20 protein-coding genes and 2 pseudogenes are annotated in these 19667 nt (G+C 76.1%); 17 read left to right on the forward strand and 5 right to left on the reverse strand.

What is annotated here, in order from left to right; all coding sequences use genetic code 11:
• The first annotated feature begins 152 nt into the window (after nucleotides 1–152).
• From OVA14_RS06340 to OVA14_RS06370, 7 genes are all read left to right on the forward strand, one after another.
• Nucleotides 153–485 carry a hypothetical protein gene (locus tag OVA14_RS06340; protein ID WP_267505399.1) on the forward strand — a complete coding sequence of 111 codons (333 nt, stop codon included), beginning with the start codon at nucleotides 153–155 and terminating at the stop codon, nucleotides 483–485.
• 57 nt (nucleotides 486–542) lie between these two features.
• Nucleotides 543–1535: a hypothetical protein gene (locus tag OVA14_RS06345; protein WP_267505400.1), complete on the forward strand. Its 993-nt coding sequence runs from the start codon at nucleotides 543–545 to the stop codon at nucleotides 1533–1535.
• 86 nt (nucleotides 1536–1621) lie between these two features.
• A complete protein-coding gene (locus OVA14_RS06350; RefSeq protein WP_267505401.1) occupies nucleotides 1622–1963 on the forward strand; it encodes a hypothetical protein in 342 nt (113 codons plus the stop codon).
• 64 nt (nucleotides 1964–2027) lie between these two features.
• Nucleotides 2028–3122 carry a hypothetical protein gene (locus tag OVA14_RS06355; protein ID WP_267505402.1) on the forward strand — a complete coding sequence of 365 codons (1095 nt, stop codon included), beginning with the start codon at nucleotides 2028–2030 and terminating at the stop codon, nucleotides 3120–3122.
• A gap of 44 nt (nucleotides 3123–3166) precedes the next feature.
• Nucleotides 3167–4234: a hypothetical protein gene (locus OVA14_RS06360; protein WP_267505403.1), complete on the forward strand. Its 1068-nt coding sequence runs from the start codon at nucleotides 3167–3169 to the stop codon at nucleotides 4232–4234.
• Nucleotides 4235–4275: 41 nt separating this feature from the next.
• Nucleotides 4276–5202: a 1,4-dihydroxy-2-naphthoyl-CoA synthase gene (locus OVA14_RS06365; protein WP_420710626.1), complete on the forward strand. Its 927-nt coding sequence runs from the start codon at nucleotides 4276–4278 to the stop codon at nucleotides 5200–5202.
• Nucleotides 5190–6224, forward strand: coding sequence for an AMP-binding protein (locus tag OVA14_RS06370; RefSeq protein WP_267505405.1), 1035 nt, complete (start codon nucleotides 5190–5192; stop codon nucleotides 6222–6224). Before OVA14_RS06365 ends, OVA14_RS06370 begins: the two co-directional genes overlap by 13 nt.
• Nucleotides 6225–6257: 33 nt before the next feature.
• Here OVA14_RS06370 and OVA14_RS06375 read toward each other — a convergent pair whose 3' ends face one another.
• The 3 genes and pseudogenes from OVA14_RS06375 to OVA14_RS06385 form a co-directional block, all read right to left on the reverse strand.
• Nucleotides 6258–7028, reverse strand: a complete 771-nt coding sequence (locus tag OVA14_RS06375) for a response regulator (protein ID WP_267505512.1) — start codon at nucleotides 7026–7028, stop codon at nucleotides 6258–6260.
• The gene (locus tag OVA14_RS06380; protein WP_267505513.1) at nucleotides 7025–7543 is read right to left on the reverse strand and encodes a sensor histidine kinase; all 519 of its coding nucleotides are present in this window, start codon (nucleotides 7541–7543) and stop codon (nucleotides 7025–7027) included. The genes OVA14_RS06375 and OVA14_RS06380 overlap by 4 nt, the downstream gene beginning before the upstream one ends.
• A 262-nt stretch (nucleotides 7544–7805) precedes the next feature.
• Nucleotides 7806–8297 (reverse strand): annotated as a pseudogene (locus tag OVA14_RS06385) (histidine kinase); the annotation flags it as partial.
• Between the two features lie 131 nt (nucleotides 8298–8428).
• Between OVA14_RS06385 and OVA14_RS06390 the strand changes: the two are divergent.
• The 4 genes from OVA14_RS06390 (at nucleotide 8429) to OVA14_RS06405 (ending at nucleotide 12682) form a co-directional block, all read left to right on the forward strand.
• On the forward strand, nucleotides 8429–9451 hold the full coding sequence (locus OVA14_RS06390; protein WP_267505406.1) for a tripartite tricarboxylate transporter substrate binding protein: 1023 nt from the start codon (nucleotides 8429–8431) through the stop codon (nucleotides 9449–9451).
• A 5-nt stretch (nucleotides 9452–9456) separates the two neighbouring features.
• Nucleotides 9457–10098 (forward strand): tripartite tricarboxylate transporter TctB family protein, encoded by a 642-nt coding sequence (locus OVA14_RS06395; RefSeq protein ID WP_267505407.1) that lies wholly within the window; start codon nucleotides 9457–9459, stop codon nucleotides 10096–10098.
• A 1-nt stretch (nucleotide 10099) separates the two neighbouring features.
• Entirely contained in the window at nucleotides 10100–11635 is a 1536-nt protein-coding gene (locus OVA14_RS06400) for a tripartite tricarboxylate transporter permease (RefSeq protein WP_267505408.1), read from the forward strand.
• A gap of 75 nt (nucleotides 11636–11710) precedes the next feature.
• Nucleotides 11711–12682 carry a 1,4-dihydroxy-2-naphthoate polyprenyltransferase gene (locus OVA14_RS06405; protein WP_267505409.1) on the forward strand — a complete coding sequence of 324 codons (972 nt, stop codon included), beginning with the start codon at nucleotides 11711–11713 and terminating at the stop codon, nucleotides 12680–12682.
• Nucleotides 12683–12731: 49 nt separating this feature from the next.
• Here OVA14_RS06405 and OVA14_RS06410 read toward each other — a convergent pair whose 3' ends face one another.
• Nucleotides 12732–13091: a DUF4229 domain-containing protein gene (locus OVA14_RS06410; protein ID WP_267505410.1), complete on the reverse strand. Its 360-nt coding sequence runs from the start codon at nucleotides 13089–13091 to the stop codon at nucleotides 12732–12734.
• A 49-nt stretch (nucleotides 13092–13140) separates the two neighbouring features.
• On the opposite strand from OVA14_RS06410, the gene OVA14_RS06415 reads away from it, so the two are divergent.
• The 6 genes and pseudogenes from OVA14_RS06415 to OVA14_RS06440 all read left to right on the forward strand — a co-directional run bounded on the left by OVA14_RS06415 (nucleotide 13141) and on the right by OVA14_RS06440 (nucleotide 18255).
• On the forward strand, nucleotides 13141–13620 hold the full coding sequence (locus OVA14_RS06415) for a PLDc N-terminal domain-containing protein (protein ID WP_267505411.1): 480 nt from the start codon (nucleotides 13141–13143) through the stop codon (nucleotides 13618–13620).
• A pseudogene (locus OVA14_RS06420) lies at nucleotides 13502–13948 on the forward strand (thiamine pyrophosphate-binding protein); the annotation flags it as partial. The gene OVA14_RS06415 and the pseudogene OVA14_RS06420, both read left to right, overlap by 119 nt.
• Nucleotides 13949–14234: 286 nt before the next feature.
• On the forward strand, nucleotides 14235–15314 hold the full coding sequence (locus OVA14_RS06425) for a 2-succinyl-5-enolpyruvyl-6-hydroxy-3-cyclohexene-1-carboxylate synthase (protein ID WP_267505412.1): 1080 nt from the start codon (nucleotides 14235–14237) through the stop codon (nucleotides 15312–15314).
• The gene (locus OVA14_RS06430) at nucleotides 15292–16203 is read left to right on the forward strand and encodes an SDR family NAD(P)-dependent oxidoreductase (protein WP_267505413.1); all 912 of its coding nucleotides are present in this window, start codon (nucleotides 15292–15294) and stop codon (nucleotides 16201–16203) included. Before OVA14_RS06425 ends, OVA14_RS06430 begins: the two co-directional genes overlap by 23 nt.
• Entirely contained in the window at nucleotides 16203–17378 is a 1176-nt protein-coding gene (locus OVA14_RS06435) for an AI-2E family transporter (RefSeq protein WP_267505414.1), read from the forward strand. The genes OVA14_RS06430 and OVA14_RS06435 overlap by 1 nt, the downstream gene beginning before the upstream one ends.
• A gap of 43 nt (nucleotides 17379–17421) precedes the next feature.
• Nucleotides 17422–18255, forward strand: a complete 834-nt coding sequence (locus tag OVA14_RS06440) for a PPK2 family polyphosphate kinase (protein WP_267505415.1) — start codon at nucleotides 17422–17424, stop codon at nucleotides 18253–18255.
• A gap of 125 nt (nucleotides 18256–18380) precedes the next feature.
• Here the strand turns inward: OVA14_RS06440 and OVA14_RS06445 are convergent, their stop codons facing one another.
• Nucleotides 18381–19601: an isochorismate synthase gene (locus OVA14_RS06445; protein ID WP_267505416.1), complete on the reverse strand. Its 1221-nt coding sequence runs from the start codon at nucleotides 19599–19601 to the stop codon at nucleotides 18381–18383.
• Between the last annotated feature and the right edge of the window lie 66 nt (nucleotides 19602–19667).

The following is a 19667-nucleotide window of genomic DNA, read 5'->3' on the forward strand; positions in this document are numbered from 1 at the left end:
CGCCCGCGCGAGTCCTCGGCGGGCCTGTGCCCGCGCGAGTCCCCGGCCCGCCTGTCGGCCTCGAGCGCATCCGGAGGCGCTCCGCGCCCTCGCCGCGCTCCGCTCCCGGGCACCCGCCCGGATCCCGAGCGCGGCCCTGCCATGATGGCGGCGTGGAGCTCCCCTGGGTGATCGAGACGCGGCAGGCGCCCGGCCGCCGTCGCAGCGTCGTGTGGGGCGTGCTCGCGCTCGTCGCGGCGATCCTCTGCGGCGGGCTCTTCCTGCTCTGCTTCGCGGTCGCCACCTGGGGCCTCTCGAGCCTCGTCGTGTGGTTGCTGCCCGTGTGGGGCATCGTCACGCTGCTCGCGATCGCCTTCGCGATCATGGCCGCCGCCCGCCGCGGCGCGGCCAACGTCACGCTCGCGTCGATCTCGGCCGGCCTCGTCGTGATCTCGAACCCGGTGCTGTTCCTCGTGATCGGCTTCGCGCTCGGCATCCTGCGCTGAGCCCGCGCCGGGCGAAACCTCGGCCCGCGGGAGGCCCCGCGGTGGCATCCTGATCGCATGGCGGAGATGCCGCAGTTCCGGATGCCCGGGGATCGCACCGGGGCGGCCCCCGGGGATGCGGGCGGCGCGCCGCGACGCCGCTGGGTGGAGGCGGCCGCCGAGCGGCGGCTCGGTCGCTCGCACCTCGTGGTCGCGCTCGTGGCGCTGCTGCTCGGCGTCGTGGGCACGCTCGGCGTCCAGGGGATCGCGCAGCAGACGGGGCCGCGGTCGGAGGCGGCGGCTCGGGAGGCCGCCGCCTCGCACCTCCGGGCGATCGCGGCGGGCGACGACGAGGCGGCGTCGCTCGGCCTCCTCTCGTCGGCCGAGCGCGCCGCCGCGCCGCCGAGCTCGATCGACGAGGAGGGCCGGATCCGGAGCCCGCGCGTCGTCGCCGCGAGGCTCGGCGACGGCACGGCGCGCGTCGACGTGGCCTACGTGGTGGGCGACCGCACGGTGCTGCGTCCGCTCGACCTCGTCTACGCCGACGGCGCCTGGCGGATGCAGCGCACGCTCGGCGAGCAGGTGCCGATCGCCGCGGCGCTCCCGGTGCCGGTGCAGGTGGACGCGATCGCGGTCGTGCCCGCGACCCGCACGCTGCTGCTCCTGCCGGGCGTGCATCGCGCGGCGCCCATCGAGACTGCGCTCGTGACGATGCCGGGGCAGGTCTTCGAGGTCGACGGCGACGCGCGCTCGACGGTCGCGCTGGACCTGCGGCCCTCGCTCACCGAAGACGCGCTCGCGCAGCTTCGGGCGGCCGCGATCCGCCGGCTGGAGGCCTGCGAGGCGTCGCGCGGCTGCGCGCTGCCGGCGGGCCTCGACCCCGCGTCGATCCCGGATCCCGTCGTGACGCCGCGCGCGGGACCGGCGGGCGAGATCGCGGTGGAGGTGCCGATCGTGCAGGGCGACGTGGCGACCTCGATGCTCGTGGTCGGCCGGATGAGCCCCGACCTGTCGACGTTCGAGTCCCTTCGATGCGCGCTCGCGCTCGAGGACGCCGTCTCCTGCGGCTGATGCGGCTCCCGCGATCGCCGCGCTCCTGCGGCTGACACGCCGCGGCGTCGTCGTGCGGGCCGCGCCGCCGCTCGTACGATCGCCGGATGACCGCCGTGCTCCGACGCCTCGACCGCGCCCGCCTCGGCCCGCTCTCGCTGTGGCTGCTGCTGGCGGCGGTGGTGCTGCAGGGCGTCTCGCTCGTGCAGCAGCTGAGCTACACGTTCGCCCCGCGGCCGGGCGAGCTGCCCGTGCTCGTCGCGGTGCTCGTGACCGCGGTGGCGGTGGGCCTGTGCGCCGTCGTGTGCGGCGCGCTGTCGCTCACCTCGCCCCGCGGGCGCCGCACGGGCGCGTTCGGCGCGGCGCTGGGCCTCGCGACGCTCGTGCTCTTCGGCGCGGCGTCGACCTTCCTGTGGGGCTTCCTCGAGGCGCTCTCGACCTCGGCCTGAGCGATGCGGAGCGCGGTTCCGCGCGTCGCTCGACCTCGCGCGCCCGGCGCGCGATGATGGCGGGGTGTCGTCGTCGATGCCCGAGTTCGAGATGCCGCCGGAGCGCGTGCCGGCGACGTCCGGCGAGCCCGGGGGCGACGGTCCGCACGACGGCGCCGCGGTCGGCGCGCCGACGGGCGACGCCGGGCTCGACGGGGCCGGGCGCGGCGACGAGCGCCAGGAGCGCCGCCGCGGCCGGAGGCGGCTGGTCGTCGGCGTCGCGGCCGTCGCGGCGATCGCGATCGTCGCGGGCTCCGCCGCCGTCACCCAGGACCTGGAGCGCCGCGCGGCCGAGGCCGACGTCGCGGCGCTCACCGAGGCGACGCTCGCCTACGTCGGTGCCCTCGAGGATGGGCGCGCCGAGGAGGCGACGGCCCTCGTCCCCGTGGTCGGGGACGCCTCCCTGCTCGTCGACGCGGTGCTCGGTGCCGCCGACCGGATCGCCGAGGCCGAGGTCGTCGCGGTCGAGGTCGAGGGAGACGCAGCGCGCGTCGAGCTCGCGTACCGCTCGACCTCCGGTCCCGTGGGGCGCACGCTCGAGGCCGAGCGCCGCGCCGAGGGCTGGGCGCTCGTGACCTCGCTCGCCGAGCCCATCGCGCTCGATCCCGCGCAGATCATGGGCCTGCGGCCCACGATCGCGGGTGTCGAGGTGGTGGAAGCAGGTCGCCTGCTCTACCCCGGCGTCTACCGCACCGACGCGGTCGAGCGAGCGCTGTGGGCCACGGAGCCGATGGCGCTCCCGGTCGACGGCGACCCGCGCACGCCCGTCGTCGCGCCCGAGGTGCCGATCGTCGTGGGCTCTGTGCCGTTCCCGGAGGCGTTCGAGCGCTCGCGCGCCCACTTCGAGGCGTGCCAGCTGGCCGGCTCCTGCCCGATCGCAGACGGCGCCCTCGCCGAGCAGGGCTCCATGAGCCTCCTCGACCTCGGCGCCGACGGGAGCGTGACGATGCAGGCCGACCTGCTGGCGCTCCGCAGCAGCGCGTCGGGGCTCACGGAGCTGCGGATGGGCGTGCGCGCGGCCACCGCGGAGGACGGCGAGGTCGTGTGGGAGTGCACGAACCCGACGCTGCGCGACGAGCAGGCCGCGCCGCCCTTCGTGCCGTGCGCGGTCGCGCCGTGAGCGGGGCGGAGCGCGAGGCCGGCCGCGGCGCATCCGGCGGCGGGATGCCCGAGTTCGAGATGCCGCCGGAGCCGCTGGGCCCGCCGCCCGCGCCGAGCCTCGAGGCGCCCTCGCGCGTCGTCGCCGACGCGCCCGTCCGCGGGGCGCGGGAGGCGCCCGCGCGCGGCGGCCGCGGGTTCTCGCTGCGGGCGCTCGCCGCCGTCGGCGCCGCGGGTGTCGTCGCGGGCGCGCTCCTGCCGGGCGGCATCGAGATCGCCGAGCGCGCCGCCGCGGCCGCCGACCGCTCGAGCCTCGAGCAGGCCGCGCTCGACTACGCCACGGCGATCGCCGAGGGGCGCGCGCTCGACGCTGCCGCGCTCGTCGCGCCGCCCTCGTCGGGTGCCGACCTGCTCGTCGACGCCGTGCTCGCGGCCGGCACGCCGCTCGCCGAGCCCAGCGTCTCGATGGTGCTCATCGACGGCGACGAGGGCCGCGTCGAGCTCGGCTACCGGGTCGCGCGCTCCGACCTGCAGCGCACCCTCGAGGCGGAGCGCGAGGGCGGCGGGTGGCGCATCACCACTCCGCTCGTCGAGCGCGTCGAGCACTACGACGCGACCCAGATGGCGGCGATCGGCGGCGTGCCGCTCCCCGCGGGCCCGCTGCTGCTCTACCCCGGCGTCTACGAGGTGACGGGCGTCGACAGCGGGGTGGTGACGGTGCGCGCGGCGGAGGTGCGGGTCGACGGCGACCCGGCGACGATGACCGACATGTACCTGGAGACGAGCCTGCGCCCCGACGTCGAGGCCGAGGCGCGCTCGCTCGCGGAGCGGATCGCGGCCGGGTGCGCGGCCTCGGGCGAGTGCCCGGGCGTGCTCGCCGCCCCGGGCGCGGTGCCGCAGGTGGAGCAGGTCTACGTGCAGGGCCGCAGCGACCTCGACGGCGTCCTCGGCCTCCAGCTCGCGGCGACGGTGTCGCTCATCGACCCGAGCGATCCCTCGACCGCGTCCTGGGTCGACGTCGGCCTCCAGCTCTCCACGGGCGAGGGCGGCGAGGCGCGTGACTGGACCTGCTTCCCGCCGGGCGCGCCGGCGGGTGCCTGGGGTGCCGGCGACGGCGAGGCCTGCACGCCGTAGGGCTCGCGCGCGCTCGAGGACGCGGCGCGCCCAGGCCGAGCATGGCGCTCGCGACTAGGCTTGCGAGGGTGACGATCTCGCCCCTGTTCGACCCCGCCGAGTGGGCGGACGCGGCGCCCGGGTACGAGGACATCACGCTCCACAGGAGCCGCGACGGCCGCATCGCGCGCGTCGCCTTCGACCGCCCGGAGGTGCGGAACGCCTTCCGTCCGCGCACGGTCGACGAGCTCCACCGGGCCCTCGACGACGTGCGCCAGGATCCGCGCATCGGCGTCGTGCTGCTCACCGGCAACGGCCCGAGCCCGAAGGACGGCGGCTGGGCGTTCTGCTCGGGCGGCGACCAGCGCATCCGCGGCCGCGACGGCTACCGCTACGCGGAGGGCGAGACGGCCGACTCGATCGACCAGGCGCGCTCCGGCCGCCTCCACATCCTCGAGGTGCAGCGCCTCATCCGCTTCATGCCGAAGGTCGTCATCGCGGTCGTGCCCGGCTGGGCCGCGGGCGGCGGCCACTCGCTGCACGTCGTCTGCGACCTCACGATCGCGAGCCTCGAGCACGGCCGCTTCAAGCAGACCGACGCCGACGTCGGCTCGTTCGACGCGGGCTACGGCTCGGCCTACATGGCGCGCCAGACGGGGCAGAAGTTCGCGCGCGAGGTCTTCTTCCTCGCCCGCGAGTACTCGGCCGAGCGCGCGCTGCAGGCCGGCGCGATCAACGCGGCGGTGCCGCACGACGAGCTCGAGGCGACCGCGCTCGACTGGGCGCGCGAGATCCTCACGAAGAGCCCGACGGCGATCCGGATGCTGAAGTTCGCCTTCAACGCCGTCGACGACGGCATGGTGGGCCAGCAGGTGTTCGCGGGCGAGGCGACGCGCCTCGCCTACGGCACCGACGAGGCGGTCGAGGGGCGCGACGCGTTCCTCGAGAAGCGGGAGCCGGACTGGTCGCCGTTCCCATGGCAGTACTGACGCACGAGGAGGTGGAGCGCATGCCGATCGTCGTCGAGACGAGCGGGTCGAGCGGCACGCCCAAGCGCGTCGTCATCTCGGAGGAGGCCGTGCAGGCCTCGACCGACGCCGCCAACGAGCGGCTCGGCGGGCCCGGGCAGTGGGTGCTCGCCCTGCCCGAGCAGTACATCGCAGGCAAGAACGTGATCTGGCGCAACGAGGCATCGGGGGCGCCGCTCGTGCGCACCGCCGGCTCGTTCACCGCCGAGGCCTTCGTGGAGGCCGTGCACCAGCTCGAGCACGACCGCACCTTCACCTCGCTCGTGCCGACGCAGCTCGCGCGGCTCGTCGACGCGGCGCAGCTCGACCGCTCGTTCATCGGCCCGATCGCGCGCCTCGACCGGATCCTGCTGGGCGGCCAGCGCGCGCCGCTCGGGCTCATCGAGCGCGCCGCGCGGCTCGGCTGGCGGGTCACGCGCACCTACGGCGCGACCGAGACCGTGGGCGGCTGCGTGTGGGACGGCAGGCCGCTCCGCGACGTGAAGATCCGGCTCACCGACCAGATCGAGATCGCGGGCCCGCAGCTCGCGGACGGCTACGAGGACGCCGAGCTCACGGCCCGGCGCTTCATCACCGACGGCGGCGGCGTGCGCTGGTACCGCACGGGCGACGCCGGCTCGCTCATCGGCGGCACCCTGCAGGTCTCCGGCCGCATCGACGACGTCATCATCTCCGGCGGCGTGAAGATCTCGCTCGCCTCGGTCGAGCACGTCGTGCAGGTGTTCGCGCCGGACGCGGTGGTCGTCGCGGCCCCGCACCCGGAGTGGGGCGAGGTGCCGGCGGTCGTGACGACGCTGAAGCCCTCGCTCGCCGAGATCCGCGCCGCCGTCGGCAACGCGCTCGGCAAGCCCGCGCGCCCCAACCACCTGGTCACGGTCTCGGTGATGCCGACGACGGCCTCCGGGAAGCCCGACCGCAAGCGCCTGCAGAAGCTCGTCGCGAGCCGCACGAACGAGCGGCGCCGGCGCGGCCTCTTCGGCTGAGGCCGCGGGCGGCCGCGGGCGGCCCCGGCGCGCTCAGGCTTCGGGCCGGGGCGCGAGCCGGTACAGCACCTGCGGCCGGCCGCGGCGCCCGTAGCGGTGCGCGAGGTCGATCGCGCCGACGGCGACGAGGTGGTCGAGGTAGCGCCTGGCGGTGGCGCGCGAGGTGCCCGAGGCCTCGGCGACCTCGGCCGCCGACGCGAGCGCGGTGGGGCTGAGCGCCGCGAGGATGCGCTCGAGCGTCACGGGCGCGAGGCCCTTCGGCAGCGGCTCCGGCGCGGTGCGCGGCTCGCCCTGCCGGGCAGGGGCCTGCACCCGGATGCCGCCGGTCGTGAGCAGGCGGTCGATCTCGCCCTGGGCGAGCGGCTGCTCGCGCTCGAGCCGCGCGCGGGCCCGGCGCTCGTGCGCGTAGGCGGCGAGCCTGCGGTGCAGCACCTCCTCGGTGAAGGGCTTCACCAGGTAGCCCGCGACGCGCGCGGCGATCGCCTGGCGCACGGTCACGCGGTCGCGGGAGGAGCTGATGACGAGCACGTCCGGGCCCTCGCCCGCGAGCGTGCGCAGCCGGTGCAGCACCTCGACGCCGCTGATGTCGGGCAGGCGCATGTCGAGCAGCACGAGGTCGACGCCGCCCGCGCAGCGCGCGAGCGCCTCCTCGCCGGTGGCGGCGGTGCCGATGACCGCGAAGCCCTCGGCCGCGGCGACGAAGCGGCGGTGGAGGGCGCGGGCCCCCGGGTCGTCGTCGACGACCAGCACGCGCACGGGCCCGCCGTCGCGGGCGTCGCCGCGCGCCCCGTCGTGCGCGCTCACCGGGCGGCCATCTCGAGCTCGAAGCGGGCGCCGCCGAGCGGCGAGCGCGAGAGCGTCACGGCGCCGTCGCGCGCGGTGACGACCCTCCGCACGAGGTCGAGGCCGATGCCCCGGCCGAGGCCGGAGGGGTCGGCCTTCGTCGAGCGCCCGCGCTCGAACACCCGCTCGGCGTCCTGCGGCGCGATGCCGGGGCCGTCGTCGTCGACGACCGCGCGGAGCCGGTCGCCCACCTGCTCGACGGCGCAGCGCACGCGGCCCGCGCCGGCCTCGGCGGCGTTGCGGCACAGGTTCGCGATGCACAGCACCACGTCCTCGTCGACCTCGAGGCCCTCCTTCGCCTCGAGCGCGAGGTGCGTGCCCGTCGCCACGAGTTCGGCGCGCAGGCCCTGCACCGCGCCCGCGAGCGCCGCGGTCCTGCCGCCCTCGTCCTCGCGCTCGAGCGCGAGCACGGGCACGATCCCGTCGATGTAGTCGAGCGCGTCCTGCGCGGCGCCGGCCGAGACGAGGCCGTGCACGACGTGGAGGCGCGTGCCGAACTCGTGCGACTGCTCGCGCAGCGCCCCCGCGATCCGCCGCGTCTGCTCGTGCTCGGCCGCGAGGTCGTCGGCGCGACGCAGGCGGCGCTCGACGGCCGCAGCGATCGCGGAGCCTCGCGAGCGTGCCCACCACGAGCGCGCCGAGCGCCCACGGCAGCAGCTGCGCCAGCGCGGCGTCGCGGTCGTCCGAGAGGCTCGACTCGAGCACGCCGACGGCGACCATGCCGACCACGCGGCCGTCGTCGCCCTGCACGGGCAGCTTCGCGCGCAGCGAAGCGCCGGAGGCGCCGGTCTCGGTGCCGACGAAGGGCTCGCCCGCGAGCACCGAGGCGTTCGTCGTCGACACCTGCACGCCGCGCTCGCGCTCGTCGGGGTGCGTGATCCGCACGCCCTCGTCGTCGGTGATGACGACGTAGTACACGCCGGAGGTGCCCTCGGCGAGGTCGGCGAGGGGCTGCAGCGCCTCGGTCGCCGGGGCGAGGGCGGCCGCGTCGGCGAGCGCGCCCGGCCGCCCCGCGTCGACGACGTCGGCGAGCGCGGCGCGCACCTCGCGCAGGCCCGCGAGGCTCGAGGCGACCTGCAGCACCCGCTCGGCCGCGGCCTCCCGGATCGCCCGCTCCTGCAGCGAGGCGGCGAGCAGCGCGGTGCCGCCGACGGCCAGGAGCACCACGAGCGTCGGGAGCACGAGCAGCGCGCGGCGGACGGTCCGCGCCGCGCGGTCGGCTGAGGGCATGCAGGGCTCCGAGGGTCGTGGCGGCCGTGAGCATCTATGAGCACAAGCCCGCGAGGGGCGTCGCCGCCGCCGGTCGGCCACCAGGGTAGTGCTTCGGCGGCGACGACGGAGTCCGCCTCGGAGGAGCGATGATGACGACCGATGCACCCCACGGCGACGCCCAGGGCGGCCGCTCCCGGAGGCGGCTCGCCGCGCGGATCGCGGGCGGCGCGATCGCCGCGGCCGCGATCGGGGTCGCGGGCTGGGGCTCCGCCACCTCCGCCGCCACCGGCTCCGACATCCACGCCTCGATGACGATCGTCGCGCCCGCGGCCGCGGGCGGCGGCTGGGACGGCGTCGCGCGCGAGCTGCAGCAGGCGCAGAAGGCGAACGGCCTCGTCAACACCGTGCAGGTCGTCAACATGCCGGGCGCGGGCGGCACGATCGCCCTGGGCAACGTCGCGACCCTCGCGGGCCAGCCCGGCACCATGCTCGTGGGCGGCACGGGGCTCCTCGCCGCGACGATCCAGTTCGGCTCGGCGGCGACCCTCGACGACGTGACGCCGCTCGCGGTGATGGTCGAGGAGTACGACGTCATCGTCGTGCCGGCCGACTCCCCGCACGAGACCCTCGACGACCTCGTGGAGGCCTGGCGGGCGGATCCCGGCGCGGTGCCGTGGACCGGCGGCGGCTCCTTCGACCAGCTCGTCGTCACCGACCTGGCGCTCGCGGCCGGCATCGACCCCGTCGACACGACCTACATCAGCTCCGACGGCGGCGGCGAGGCGATCCAGGCGCTCCTGAACGGCACCGCGCAGGCGGCGGCCGGCGGCTACCCGGACAACATCGACCAGATCGAGTCGGGCCGCCTGCGCGCGCTCGCGCTCGTCGCGGCCGAGCCCGTCGAGGGCATCGACCTGCCGACCGCGGCCGAGCAGGGCTACGACGTGACCCTCACGAACTGGCGCTCGCTCTCGGCGCCCCCGGGGCTCGAGGAGGACGAGGTGGCGGCCCTCCGCGAGCTCGTGCTCGAGTCGATCGCGACGCCGCAGTGGGCCGACGCGATGGAGCGCTACCGCTGGACGGAGCGGGTCATCACGGGCGACGAGCTCGACCGGTTCCTCGCCGACGAGCACGAGCGCATCGAGCGCCTGTACGAGGAGATGGGGCTGTGAGGTCGATGGCGAACCCGACCTCGGCGTCGGCGGTGCTCGGCGAGGACCTCGAGCTGCGGGCGGGGCGCTCGCGCGCCGCCCGGCTCGCCGCGGGGCTGCTCATGCCCGCGCTGCTCGCGGCCTTCGCCGCCTACCTGCTCGTCGGCATGGCCACGATGCAGGTGCCGCCGAGCGCGGCGTTCCCCGGTCCGCGCTTCTTCCCCGGCATCATCGCCGCCGCGCTGCTCCTCCTCGCCACGCTGCTCGCGGTCGAGGCGATCCGCGGCGCGCGGCGTGCGGAGCCCGCGACGGGCGCCGTGCAGGTCGCGGCGTCCGGGCAGCCGGGCGAGGCCGACATCGCCGAGGCCGGCATCGCCGAGGCCGACGCCGCCGAGCCGGCGGCGCAGCCCGCCCGGCGCGTCCGCGTCGACTGGGCCTCGTTCGCGTGGGTGGTCGGCTCGTTCCTGGCCTTCGTGCCGCTGCTCGAGCTGCTCGGCTGGGTCATCGCCGGCGGCCTGCTCTTCTGGGGCGTCTCGCGCGGCTTCGGCGCCGCCCGGCCGCTCCAGTCGCTCGTGGCGGGCCTCGCCGTGAGCTCGATCGCCTACATCGCCTTCGACATGCTGCTCGGCATGTCGCTGCCGTCGGGCCTGTTCGGATGGGGGTCCTGAGATGGATGCGCTGCAGCTGCTGGGCGAGGGCTTCGCCTCGGCCCTGACGTGGCAGAACATGCTCTTCGTCGTCATCGGCTGCCTGCTCGGCACCGCGGTCGGCGTCATGCCGGGCCTCGGCTCGTCGATGGCGGTGGCGCTGCTGCTGCCCGTCACGTTCTCGCTCGACCCGACGGCGGCGTTCATCATGTTCGCGGGCGTCTACTTCGGCGGGCTCTTCGGCGACTCGACGATGGGCATCCTCATGAACACGCCGGGGCAGGCCTCGGCGATCGCCTCGACCTTCGAGGGCCATCGCATGGCGCTCGGCGGCCGCGCCGCGCAGGCGCTCGCGACCGCCGCGATCGGCGCCTTCGTCGGCGGCTTCGTCGCCTCGATCGCGGTCGTCTTCCTCGCGCCGCTGCTCGCCGACCTCTCGAGCAGCTTCGGGCCCGCGGAGTTCTTCGCGCTCGCGGTCTTCGCGTTCGCCGCCACCTCCTCGGTCGTCACCGACGACGCGCGGCGCGGCCTCGCCTCGCTGTGCCTCGGCCTCGGCATCGCGGTCATCGGGATCGACGGCGTCTCGGGCGCCCCGCGGTTCACGATGGGCTCGCCGCAGCTCTTCGACGGCATCTCGCTCGTGACCGTGACCGTCGCGATCCTCGCGCTCGGCGAGGTCATCCACGTCGCGAGCCTCGAGCGGCACCTCGGCACGAAGCCCATGCTGCGCCCCTCCGGCCGTCCGTGGCTCTCGCGGAAGGAGTTCCGCGAGGCCGCGCCCGCCTGGGCGCGCGGCACGGCGGTCGGCCTGCCCTTCGGCATCGTGCCCGCCGGCGGCTCCGAGATCCCCACGTTCCTCGCCTTCGGCCTCGAGAAGCGGCTCGACCGGCGTCGCACGGATCCGCAGTTCGGCAAGGGCGCGATCCGGGGCCTCGCGGCGCCGGAGGCCGCGGGCAACGCCACGACCGGCATGGCGATGGGCTCGCTGCTCGCGCTCGGCCTGCCCATCTCTGCGACGGCGGCCATCATGCTCGCCGCCTTCCGCCAGTACGGCCTGCAGCCGGGGCCGCTGCTCTTCGAGCGCTCCCAGGAGCTCGTGTGGGCGCTCCTCGCGAGCTTCTTCATCGCGATGGTCGTGCTGCTGGTGCTCAACCTGCCCTTCGCGATGCTGTGGGCGAAGCTGCTGCTCATCCCGCGGCCCTACCTCTACGCGGGCATCACGGTCTTCTGCGCCCTGGGCGCCTACGCCTCCTCGGGCTCGACGTTCGACCTGCTGCTGCTGCTCGGCATCGGCGTGCTGGGCTTCGTCATGCGGGCGCTCGACTACCCGCTCGCGCCGCTCATCATCGGCATGGTGCTCGGGCCGCTCGCCGAGACGAGCCTCCGCGACGCGACGATGAGCGCGAACGGCGACTTCGGGGTGCTCGTGCAGGGGCCCATCCCCATCGTGCTCTACGGCCTCCTGGTGGTCGTCCTGGTCGTCGCGGTGCGGCAGCGGATCGTCGCCCGCCGCGCCGCCGCGGCCCCCGCCCCGCGCGAGGAGGTCGCGGCGCGCTGAGCCGGCCGTCGCCCGCGCCGCGATGGGCGGCGCGGGCGTCGCCGTCCATAGACGTCGCGTCTAGCATCGGAGGCGATGGCAGCGCAGAGGACCAACCAGCGATCCGGCAACCCCGCACGGCGGGCGCAGGTGGCGGGCACCGCCCCGGCCCCAGCGACCTGGCGCGACTGGATCGCGGCCTCCCGGCCGCGCACCCTCTCGATGGCGATCGCGCCCGTCGCGCTCGGCACCGCGGCGGCGTTCAACGCCGAGGGCTACCACCTGGGCATCGCGCTCGCCTGCCTCGCGCTCGCGCTCTGCATGCAGATCGGCGTCAACTACGCCAACGACTACGCCGACGGCGTGCGCGGCACCGACGCGCTCCGGGTCGGCCCCGGCCGCCTCGTCGGCGCAGGCAGGGCCTCGGCGAGGGCGGTGCGGAACGTCGCGATCGGCTTCCTCGCGGCGGGCGCCGTCGCCGGCGTCGTCGTCGTGCTGCTGTCGCAGCGCTGGTGGCTGCTGCTCGTCGGCGCGGTGTGCATCGTGGCGGCGTGGACGTACACGGGCGGCAAGCGCCCCTACGGCTACCTCGCCCTCGGCGAGCTCGTGTCGTTCCTCTTCTTCGGCCCGGTCGCCGTGGTCGGCACGACCTACGCGCTCATCGGGCGCGCCACCGACGACGCGATCACCCTCGGCATCGCGATGGGCTGCTTCTCGGCGGCGCTCATGCTCACGAACAACCTGCGCGACATCGACACGGATCGCGCCGCGGGCAAGCGCACCGTACCGACGCTCATCGGCCGCCGCGCCTCGAAGGCGCTGTACGCGGTGCTGATGCTCGTGCCCTTCGGCATCCTCTGGGTCTACTCGTACGCGCTCGCGTACGGCGCGGTCGTGCTCATCGTGCTGCTCGTCGCGGCGCCCGCGATCGTCATCGTGGCCCTCTCGCGCTCCGCGCGCGACCTCATCATCGCGCTCGGCCTCACGGGCCTCACGGCGCTGCTCTACGGTCTCGGCCTCGCGGTCGCCATCTGGGGCGGTCCGGCCGGCTTCGTGCCGGCGCCGTAGCGCCGAGCCGCATCGCGGTCGCCCGCGCGGGCTCGGTCTCCGCGGCGGCTCAGCGCCCCGTCGTGCCGCCCGCGCGGCCGTCGTCGGCGCGGTCGTCCGCGCGGTGGCCGTCGGCGCGGTCGTCGGCGGGCGCGTCGCGCTCGCCCGCATCGCCGTCGCCGAGCGCCTCGTCCTCGACGTCGCCGTCGTCGGCCCGCGCGCCCTCGCGCCGCCTGCCCTCCCGCATCCGCTGGAGGTCGGCCGCGGCGTCCTGCCGGAGGCGGCCGAAGAAGACGATGCTCGCGGCGAACGCGAACGCGAGCGACACGAGCAGCGACAGCCACCAGGGCACGCTCGCGACCATGAGCAGGGCGAACGGCACCAGGAACAGGAGCGTGCGCACGACGAGGTATCGCAACGAGGGGGCCATGCATCAATCCTATGAGCGGCGCATAGGTCGGCGTCGTAGTGTGATCCCTATGAGGTGGCTCATCATCGGCGCGATCCTGGCCCTCGTGGTCATGGTGTACGCGCTCGTCGACCTCACCGTGACGGACGACCGTCGCATCCGTCGCCTGAACCGCGTGCTCTGGGTCGTGCTCATCGTGCTCGTCCCCGTGCTCGGCGCGATCGCGTGGCTCGTGTGGGGCAAGGGCCCGCGCACCGCCGCGCGCCCCATGGCGCCCGACGACGACCCCGCGTTCGGCCGCTCGAAGGACGTCACCGACGCCGAGGCCGACCGCCGCATCGCCGAGCTCGAGGCGCAGCTCGCCGCGCTCGACGCCGAGGAGATCGTGCGGCCGCAGCGCCCCGTCCCCGAGCAGGGCGCGGCCGACGACGATGCCGCCGCCGAGGCCGAGCCCGACGCCGCGGACGAGCAGCCCGAGGCCGCGTCGGACGACGAGTCCGACGAGAGCGACCGCACGACGCCGGGCGACGGCCCCGCGGCGCGTGCCTGAGGCGCAGCCGCCCGAGGCCCCTGCCACCGGGCAGCCGCTGCAGGCCGCCGCCTACGCCGACCGCCTCGTCGCAGCGCTCGCCGCCGCGGGCGTCGCCGACATCGTCGTCTGCCCCGGCTCGCGCTCCCAGGCGATCGCCCTCGCCGCGGCCCGTGCCGCGCGCTCCGGCGGTGCCGCCCTCCACGTCCGCATCGACGAGCGCAGCGCTGCCTTCCTCGCGCTCGGCCTCGCGCGCGAGACCGGCGCACCGGCCGCGGTCGTCGTCACGAGCGGCACGGCCGTCGCCAACCTCGCGCCCGCGTTCCTCGAGGCGCACCACGCCGACGTGCCGCTGCTCGCGATCACGGCCGACCGGCCCGCCGAGCTGCAGGGCATCCGCGCCAACCAGACCACGCGGCAGCCGGGCGCGCTCGGCGAGGGCGCCCGCGTCGTGCTCGACATCGCCGCCGAGGCGCTCGTCGACCCCGAGGCCGACGCGGTCGCCGCGGTGCGCGCGGCGCTCGGGTGGCGCGAGGGCGGAGCGCACACCGAGGCGGGCCCCGTGCAGCCTGAACCTCGCGCTCCGCGAGCCGCTCTCCGGCGGACCCGTCGCCGCGGGGCCCGCGGTCGCGCGCGTGGAGCGGCCGCCGCTGCCGCAGTCGGCGCTGCGGGCCGCCGCGCGCACCGTCGTCATCGCGGGCGCCGACGCCGGCGCGGCCGCGGTCGATCTCGCCGAGGCGCTCGGCGCTCCGCTCGTCGCCGAGCCCACCTCGTGCGCGCGCTTCGGGCCGCACCTCGTGCAGCACGGCAGGGAGGTCGTGGCGCGGCTCGCGGGCGAGGTGCGCCGCGCGGTGGTCGTCGGCCACCCGACGCTCTCGCGGTCGGTCACGGCGCTCCTCCGCGATCCCGCCGTCGAGGTCGTGGTGCTCGGTCGAGAGGGCCAGGACAACGTGCGCGGCACGGGCACGACGACCGTGCTCACGGGCCGCATCCGGGTCGAGGAGGCCGAGGAGGTCGACCGCGCCTGGATCGACCGCTGGGTCTCGGCGGGGCGCGAGCTCGCGGCCGCCGCAGACGCCGAGGCCGCGCCCGACTCCGGGCTCGCCCGCGCGGCGTACGCGCGCGCCGAGCTCGCGGAGGGCCGCACCCCGCTCTCGCGGCGCGACCTCGTCACCGCGGTCTGGGACCGCACGTGGCCCCACGACCGCCTGGTCGTCGCGGCCTCCCGCCTCATCCGCGAGCTCGACGACCACGCGGGACCCAAGGCGGTCACGGCGCGCGCCAACCGCGGCCTCGCGGGCATCGACGGCACCGTGTCGACCGCCGCGGGCGTCGCGATCGCGCACGAGCGCGAGCAGCCCGGCGGCCTGACGCGCCTCCTGATCGGCGACCTCGCGCTGCTCCACGACGCGGGCGGGCTGCTCGTGCCGCCGGGGGAGGAGCGGCCCCGGCTGCAGATCGTCGTCGGCAACGACCGGGGCGGCTCGCTCTTCGAGCTGCTGGAGGTGGCGGGCACCGCCGACCCCGACGACTTCCGGCGCGTGCAGCGCACCCCGCACGACGTCGACCTCGAGCACCTCGCGGCCGCCTACGGCTGGCCGTTCGAGCGCGTCACCGACCGCGCGGGCCTCCGCCGGGCCCTCTCGCAGTCGCGGCCTGGCATCGTGGAGGCGGTCCTGGAAGGGGGCACGGATGCCGAGCAGCAGCACGCCTGAGCGCGGCGGCGCCGACCGACGCGCGCGGCGAGGCCGCGCGCCCGTCCTGGCGCTCGGGTCGGGCTCCGTCGTCGTCGTCACGGGCGGCGGCTCCGGCATCGGCAGGCTCGTGGCGCTCGGCGCGGCGCGGAAGGGCGCGCACGTGGTGCTCTGGGACCGCGACGAGGCGGCGGCGCTGCGCGTCGCGGTCGAGGCCGAGGCGGTCGGCGGCCGGGGCACCGCGATCGGGGTCGACCTCGCCGACGCCGACGCGATCGCCGAGGCGGCGCGGCGCACGCTCGAGCTCGGCGGCGTCGACGTGCTCGTGAACAACGCGGGCGTCGTCTCCGGCCGCCCGCTCGCCGAGCTCGAGGTCGCGCAGATCGAGCGCACGATGCGCGTCAACGCCATCGCCCCCATCCTCGTCACGCGCGCGCTGCTGCCCGCGATGGAGTCGCGCGGCGCCGGCCGCGTCGTCACCGTCGCGAGCGCCGCGGGCTTCATCGGGGTCGCGGGCCAGACCGACTACGCGGCGTCGAAGTTCGCCGCGGTCGGCTTCATGGAGTCGCTGCGCGCCGAGCTGCGGCGCTCCGGATCGCCCGTCACGGCCCTCACCGTCGCGCCGTACTACATCGACACCGGCATGTTCGACGGCGTCACCACCAAGGTGCCCGCGCTGCTGCCGATCCTCTCGGCCGCCGCCGTCGCGACGCGCATCCTCGCCGCGATCGAGTCGCGCCGGGCGCTCCTGGCGCTGCCGCCGCTCGTGCGGGCGGTGCCGGCGCTGCGTGCGCTGCCCGTCGCCGTGGTCGACCGGCTGGCCGACGCGCTCGGGCTGCAGGAGGGCATGGCCGGCTTCCGGGGTCGCGCGTCCGCGGCCCCCGCGCCCCTCGACGGGGCGGTGCGCTGATGCGCTGGCCGTGGCAGCGCCGCAGGCCCGAGCCGCCGCTCGTGCAGGTCACCGAGGAGCAGGACCGCCGCTGGGCGCTGCCGCGCGCGCTCATCGTGCTGCTGTCGATCATCGCCGTGATCGCCACGCTCATCCTGCTCAGCCAGGTGGCGTCGTTCGTCGCCCCAGTGTTCCTGGGGTTCAACCTCGTCATCGCCGTCATGCCGCTGCAGCAGTGGCTGCTGCGGATCGGCGCGCCGCGGGCGGTGGCGGCGCTCGTGGCGATGCTGACCGTCTTCGCGTTCCTCATCGCGCTCTTCTGGTCGCTCTACTGGTCGGTGCAGTCGCTCGTGCAGGAGCTGCCGGGCTACTCGGCCGAGTTCAACGCGCTCTACCGCGAGACCCTCTCGTGGCTCGAGGGCTTCGGCATCTCGCAGGACGAGGCGCTGCACCAGCTGCAGGCGGCGCTCAGCCCGAGCGCGATCACCTCGGCGCTCACGAGCATCCTCTCGAACGCGGGCTCGGCGCTCGGCTTCCTCGCGACGCTGTTCGTCGTCGTGTTCTTCCTCGCGTGGGACTCGATGCAGCTGCCCGCGCGCATGCAGCGCATCGCGGCCACCAACCCGGGCCTCGTGCGCGGCATCGACCGCTTCGCCTCGGGCGTGCAGCGCTACTGGGTGGTCGCGACGCTCTTCGGCCTCATCGTCTCGGCCCTCGACCTCGTCGCGCTCACGCTGCTCGGCGTGCCGCTCGCGCTCGTGTGGGCGGTCTTCGCCTTCGTCACGAACTACATCCCGAACGTCGGCTTCGTCATCGGCGTCATCCCGCCGACGCTCATGGCGCTGCTCGCCAACGGGGCGCTGAACGCGCTGCTCACCGCGATCCTCTTCAGCGTCATCAACTTCGTGATGCAGTCGCTCATCCAGCCGAAGGTGGCGGGCGACGCCGTGGGCGTCACGCCCGCGACCTCGTTCCTGTCGCTGCTCGTGTGGGCCTATGCGCTCGGGCCCGTCGGCGCGCTGCTCGCGCTGCCGGCGACGCTCGCGGTGAAGACGATGCTCGTGGATCGGGATCCGCGGCTCGCGTGGATCAGCCAGATCATCGCCTCGAAGCCCGCGGGGCACGCCGACGGGCGCATCGGCAAGGCGCTCGCGCCCGGCGTGGGGCCCCGCACCGAGCCGCCGGAGCAGCGCTGAGGCCTCCCGACGGCCGCGCGGCGGGCAGGGCTATGCTCCGCGCATGAGCGAGTTCACCGACGCCCTGCGCGTCTCGGGCGCCGTGCGCCTCGCCGACATCGACCCCGCGGCGACGCCCGGCTCGGCCGGCTCGAAGCGCGAGGGTGCCGCCGCGCTCGAGGAGGGCGGCGCGAGGCTCGCAGCGCTGCAGGAGCGCCTCTTCGCCGCGAGCCGCGGCGGCGGCACGCGCGCCGCGCTGCTGATCGTGCAGGGCATGGACACCTCCGGCAAGGGCGGCATCATGCGCCACGTGGTCGGCCAGGTCGATCCGCAGGGCGTCGCGATCCGGGCCTTCAAGGCCCCCACCGAGGAGGAGCGCGCGCACGACTTCCTGTGGCGCATCGAGCGCGCCCTGCCCGGGCCGGGCATGCTCGGCGTCTTCGACCGCTCGCACTACGAGGACGTCCTCATCCATCGGGTGCGCGGGCTCTCGGCACCTGCGGAGGTCGAGTCGCGCTACGGCCGGATCGTCGCCTTCGAGCAGGGCCTCCTCGATCGCGGCATCGAGGTCGTGAAGGTCATGCTCCACATCTCGCGCGAGGAGCAGGGCGCCCGGCTGCTCGAGCGGCTCGACCGGCCCGAGAAGCACTGGAAGTACAACCCGGGCGACGTCGACGAGCGGCAGGAGTGGGACGCCTACATGGAGGCCTACGAGGTCGCGATCGAGCGCACGGGCATCGCGGTGCCCTGGCACGTCGTGCCCGCCGACCGCAAGTGGTTCGCGCGGCTCGCGGTGCAGGAGCTGCTCATCGAGGCGCTCGAGCGCATCGACCCCCGCTGGCCCGAGGCGGACTTCGACGTGGCGGCCGAGCGCGAGCGGCTGCTCGCGACGGGCTAGCGCGCGGCGGCCTGCTCCGTCGGTCGAGGAGCGCGCGGCGGAGCCGCTCGCGTCACGAGACCCGAGCCGCCTGCGGGGCCTCGTGCCGGCAGCGGCTGCGCCGCGGCCTCCTCGACCAGCGGGGCCTACGGCAGCGGGTCCGCGAGGGCGTCGGTGATGGGTCGCAGCTTCACGGCCGTCTCCGCGAGCTCGGCCTCGGGGTCGGAGCCCGCGACGACGCCGGCGCCTGCGAAGGCGCGGATCGCGCCGTCGGCGGCGATCTCGGCGCCGCGCAGCGCGATCACCCACTCGCCGCCGCCCTCGCCGTCGACCCAGCCGACCGGTCCCGCGTACCGGCCGCGGTCGATGCCCTCGAGCTCGCGGATGATCCGCAGCGAGGCCTCGCGCGGCGTGCCGGCGACGGCGGCGGTCGGGTGCAGGAGCGCGAGCACGTCGAGCGTCGAGCGCGCCCCGAGCGTGCCGGTGATGTCGGTCGCGAGGTGCCAGAGGTTCGGCAGCCGCAGCGGGAACGGCTCGGAGGCGCTCGCGTCGGGCGCGATGGCGCGCAGCACCTCGATCGCGGAGTCGGCGGCGAAGCGGTGCTCGCGGAGGTCCTTGTCGCCCGTCGCGAGCGCCTCGGCGATCTCGGCGTCGAGCGCGGGCGTCGCGCCGCGCGCGGCGGTGCCCGCGAGCACGCGCGAGAAGAAGTGGCCGCGGTGCGCGGCCACGAGCGTCTCGGGGCTCGCGCCCACGAGCCCGTCGACCGCGTAGGCCACGGCGTCCGGGTAGCGGCGCCCGAGGCCCACGATCACCGAGCGCACGTCGCCGCCCTCGGGCAGCGCGCCCACGCGGTCGCGCGCGACCACGAGCTTCTCGGCCTCGCCGGCGCGGATGCGCGCCACGGCCTCGGCGACGATCGCGCGGTAGCGCTTGCGCCCGATCGCGCCGTCGGCGAGGCCCACGCGCACCTCGTCGATCGCGGTCTCGTGCATCGGCAGGTCGTCGTCGCCCTCGGCGCCGATCCGCGTGATCCACTCGTCGTCGCCGCGTCGGCCCACGACCAGGCGCGGCACGACGAGCACGCTCTCGGCGGCGGAGGCGTCGTCGAAGGCGAAGGCGCCGAAGGCGACGAGGCCCGAGCCCGGCACGCCGACGGCGTCGTCGACCTCGGCGGCCGCGGCGACCTCGCGCCACGCGGCGGCGGCGTCGGCGAAGCGACCGGCGCCGCGGAAGGTGAGGCGCAGCGCCTCGCCGCGGCCCACGATGCCGTCGGCGCCGCGGCGGATCGCGAGCGGCGAGCGAGGGCTCGCGTGCTCCAGCAGGCGCCCGAGCTCCGCGCGCTCCGAGCGCGCCCGCAGGCCTCCCATGGCTGCCAGCCTACGCCCGCCGAACCCTGGACGACCGCCCGGCGGCGCGCACGCGCGGACGCCTAG

Source organism: Agrococcus sp. SL85, from assembly GCF_026625845.1.
Taxonomy (GTDB): domain Bacteria; phylum Actinomycetota; class Actinomycetes; order Actinomycetales; family Microbacteriaceae; genus Agrococcus.

Excerpts from the sequence above, each read along its gene's own strand:
- OVA14_RS06345 (WP_267505400.1), top strand. The coding sequence starts at position 543 with ATGGCGGAGATGCCGCAGTTCCGGATGCCCGGGGATCGCACCGGGGCG.
- OVA14_RS06350 (WP_267505401.1), top strand. The coding sequence starts at position 1,622 with ATGACCGCCGTGCTCCGACGCCTCGACCGCGCCCGCCTCGGCCCGCTC.
- OVA14_RS06360 (WP_267505403.1), top strand. The coding sequence starts at position 3,167 with ATGCCCGAGTTCGAGATGCCGCCGGAGCCGCTGGGCCCGCCGCCCGCG.
- OVA14_RS06365 (WP_420710626.1), top strand. The coding sequence starts at position 4,276 with ATGGCGCTCGCGACTAGGCTTGCGAGGGTGACGATCTCGCCCCTGTTC.
- OVA14_RS06370 (WP_267505405.1), top strand. The coding sequence starts at position 5,190 with ATGGCAGTACTGACGCACGAGGAGGTGGAGCGCATGCCGATCGTCGTC.
- OVA14_RS06390 (WP_267505406.1), top strand. The coding sequence starts at position 8,429 with ATGACGACCGATGCACCCCACGGCGACGCCCAGGGCGGCCGCTCCCGG.
- OVA14_RS06395 (WP_267505407.1), top strand. The coding sequence starts at position 9,457 with ATGGCGAACCCGACCTCGGCGTCGGCGGTGCTCGGCGAGGACCTCGAG.
- OVA14_RS06400 (WP_267505408.1), top strand. The coding sequence starts at position 10,100 with ATGGATGCGCTGCAGCTGCTGGGCGAGGGCTTCGCCTCGGCCCTGACG.
- OVA14_RS06405 (WP_267505409.1), top strand. The coding sequence starts at position 11,711 with ATGGCAGCGCAGAGGACCAACCAGCGATCCGGCAACCCCGCACGGCGG.
- OVA14_RS06410 (WP_267505410.1), bottom strand. The coding sequence starts at position 13,091 with ATGGCCCCCTCGTTGCGATACCTCGTCGTGCGCACGCTCCTGTTCCTG.
- OVA14_RS06415 (WP_267505411.1), top strand. The coding sequence starts at position 13,141 with ATGAGGTGGCTCATCATCGGCGCGATCCTGGCCCTCGTGGTCATGGTG.
- OVA14_RS06430 (WP_267505413.1), top strand. The coding sequence starts at position 15,292 with ATGCCGAGCAGCAGCACGCCTGAGCGCGGCGGCGCCGACCGACGCGCG.
- OVA14_RS06435 (WP_267505414.1), top strand. The coding sequence starts at position 16,203 with ATGCGCTGGCCGTGGCAGCGCCGCAGGCCCGAGCCGCCGCTCGTGCAG.
- OVA14_RS06440 (WP_267505415.1), top strand. The coding sequence starts at position 17,422 with ATGAGCGAGTTCACCGACGCCCTGCGCGTCTCGGGCGCCGTGCGCCTC.
- OVA14_RS06445 (WP_267505416.1), bottom strand. The coding sequence starts at position 19,601 with ATGGGAGGCCTGCGGGCGCGCTCGGAGCGCGCGGAGCTCGGGCGCCTG.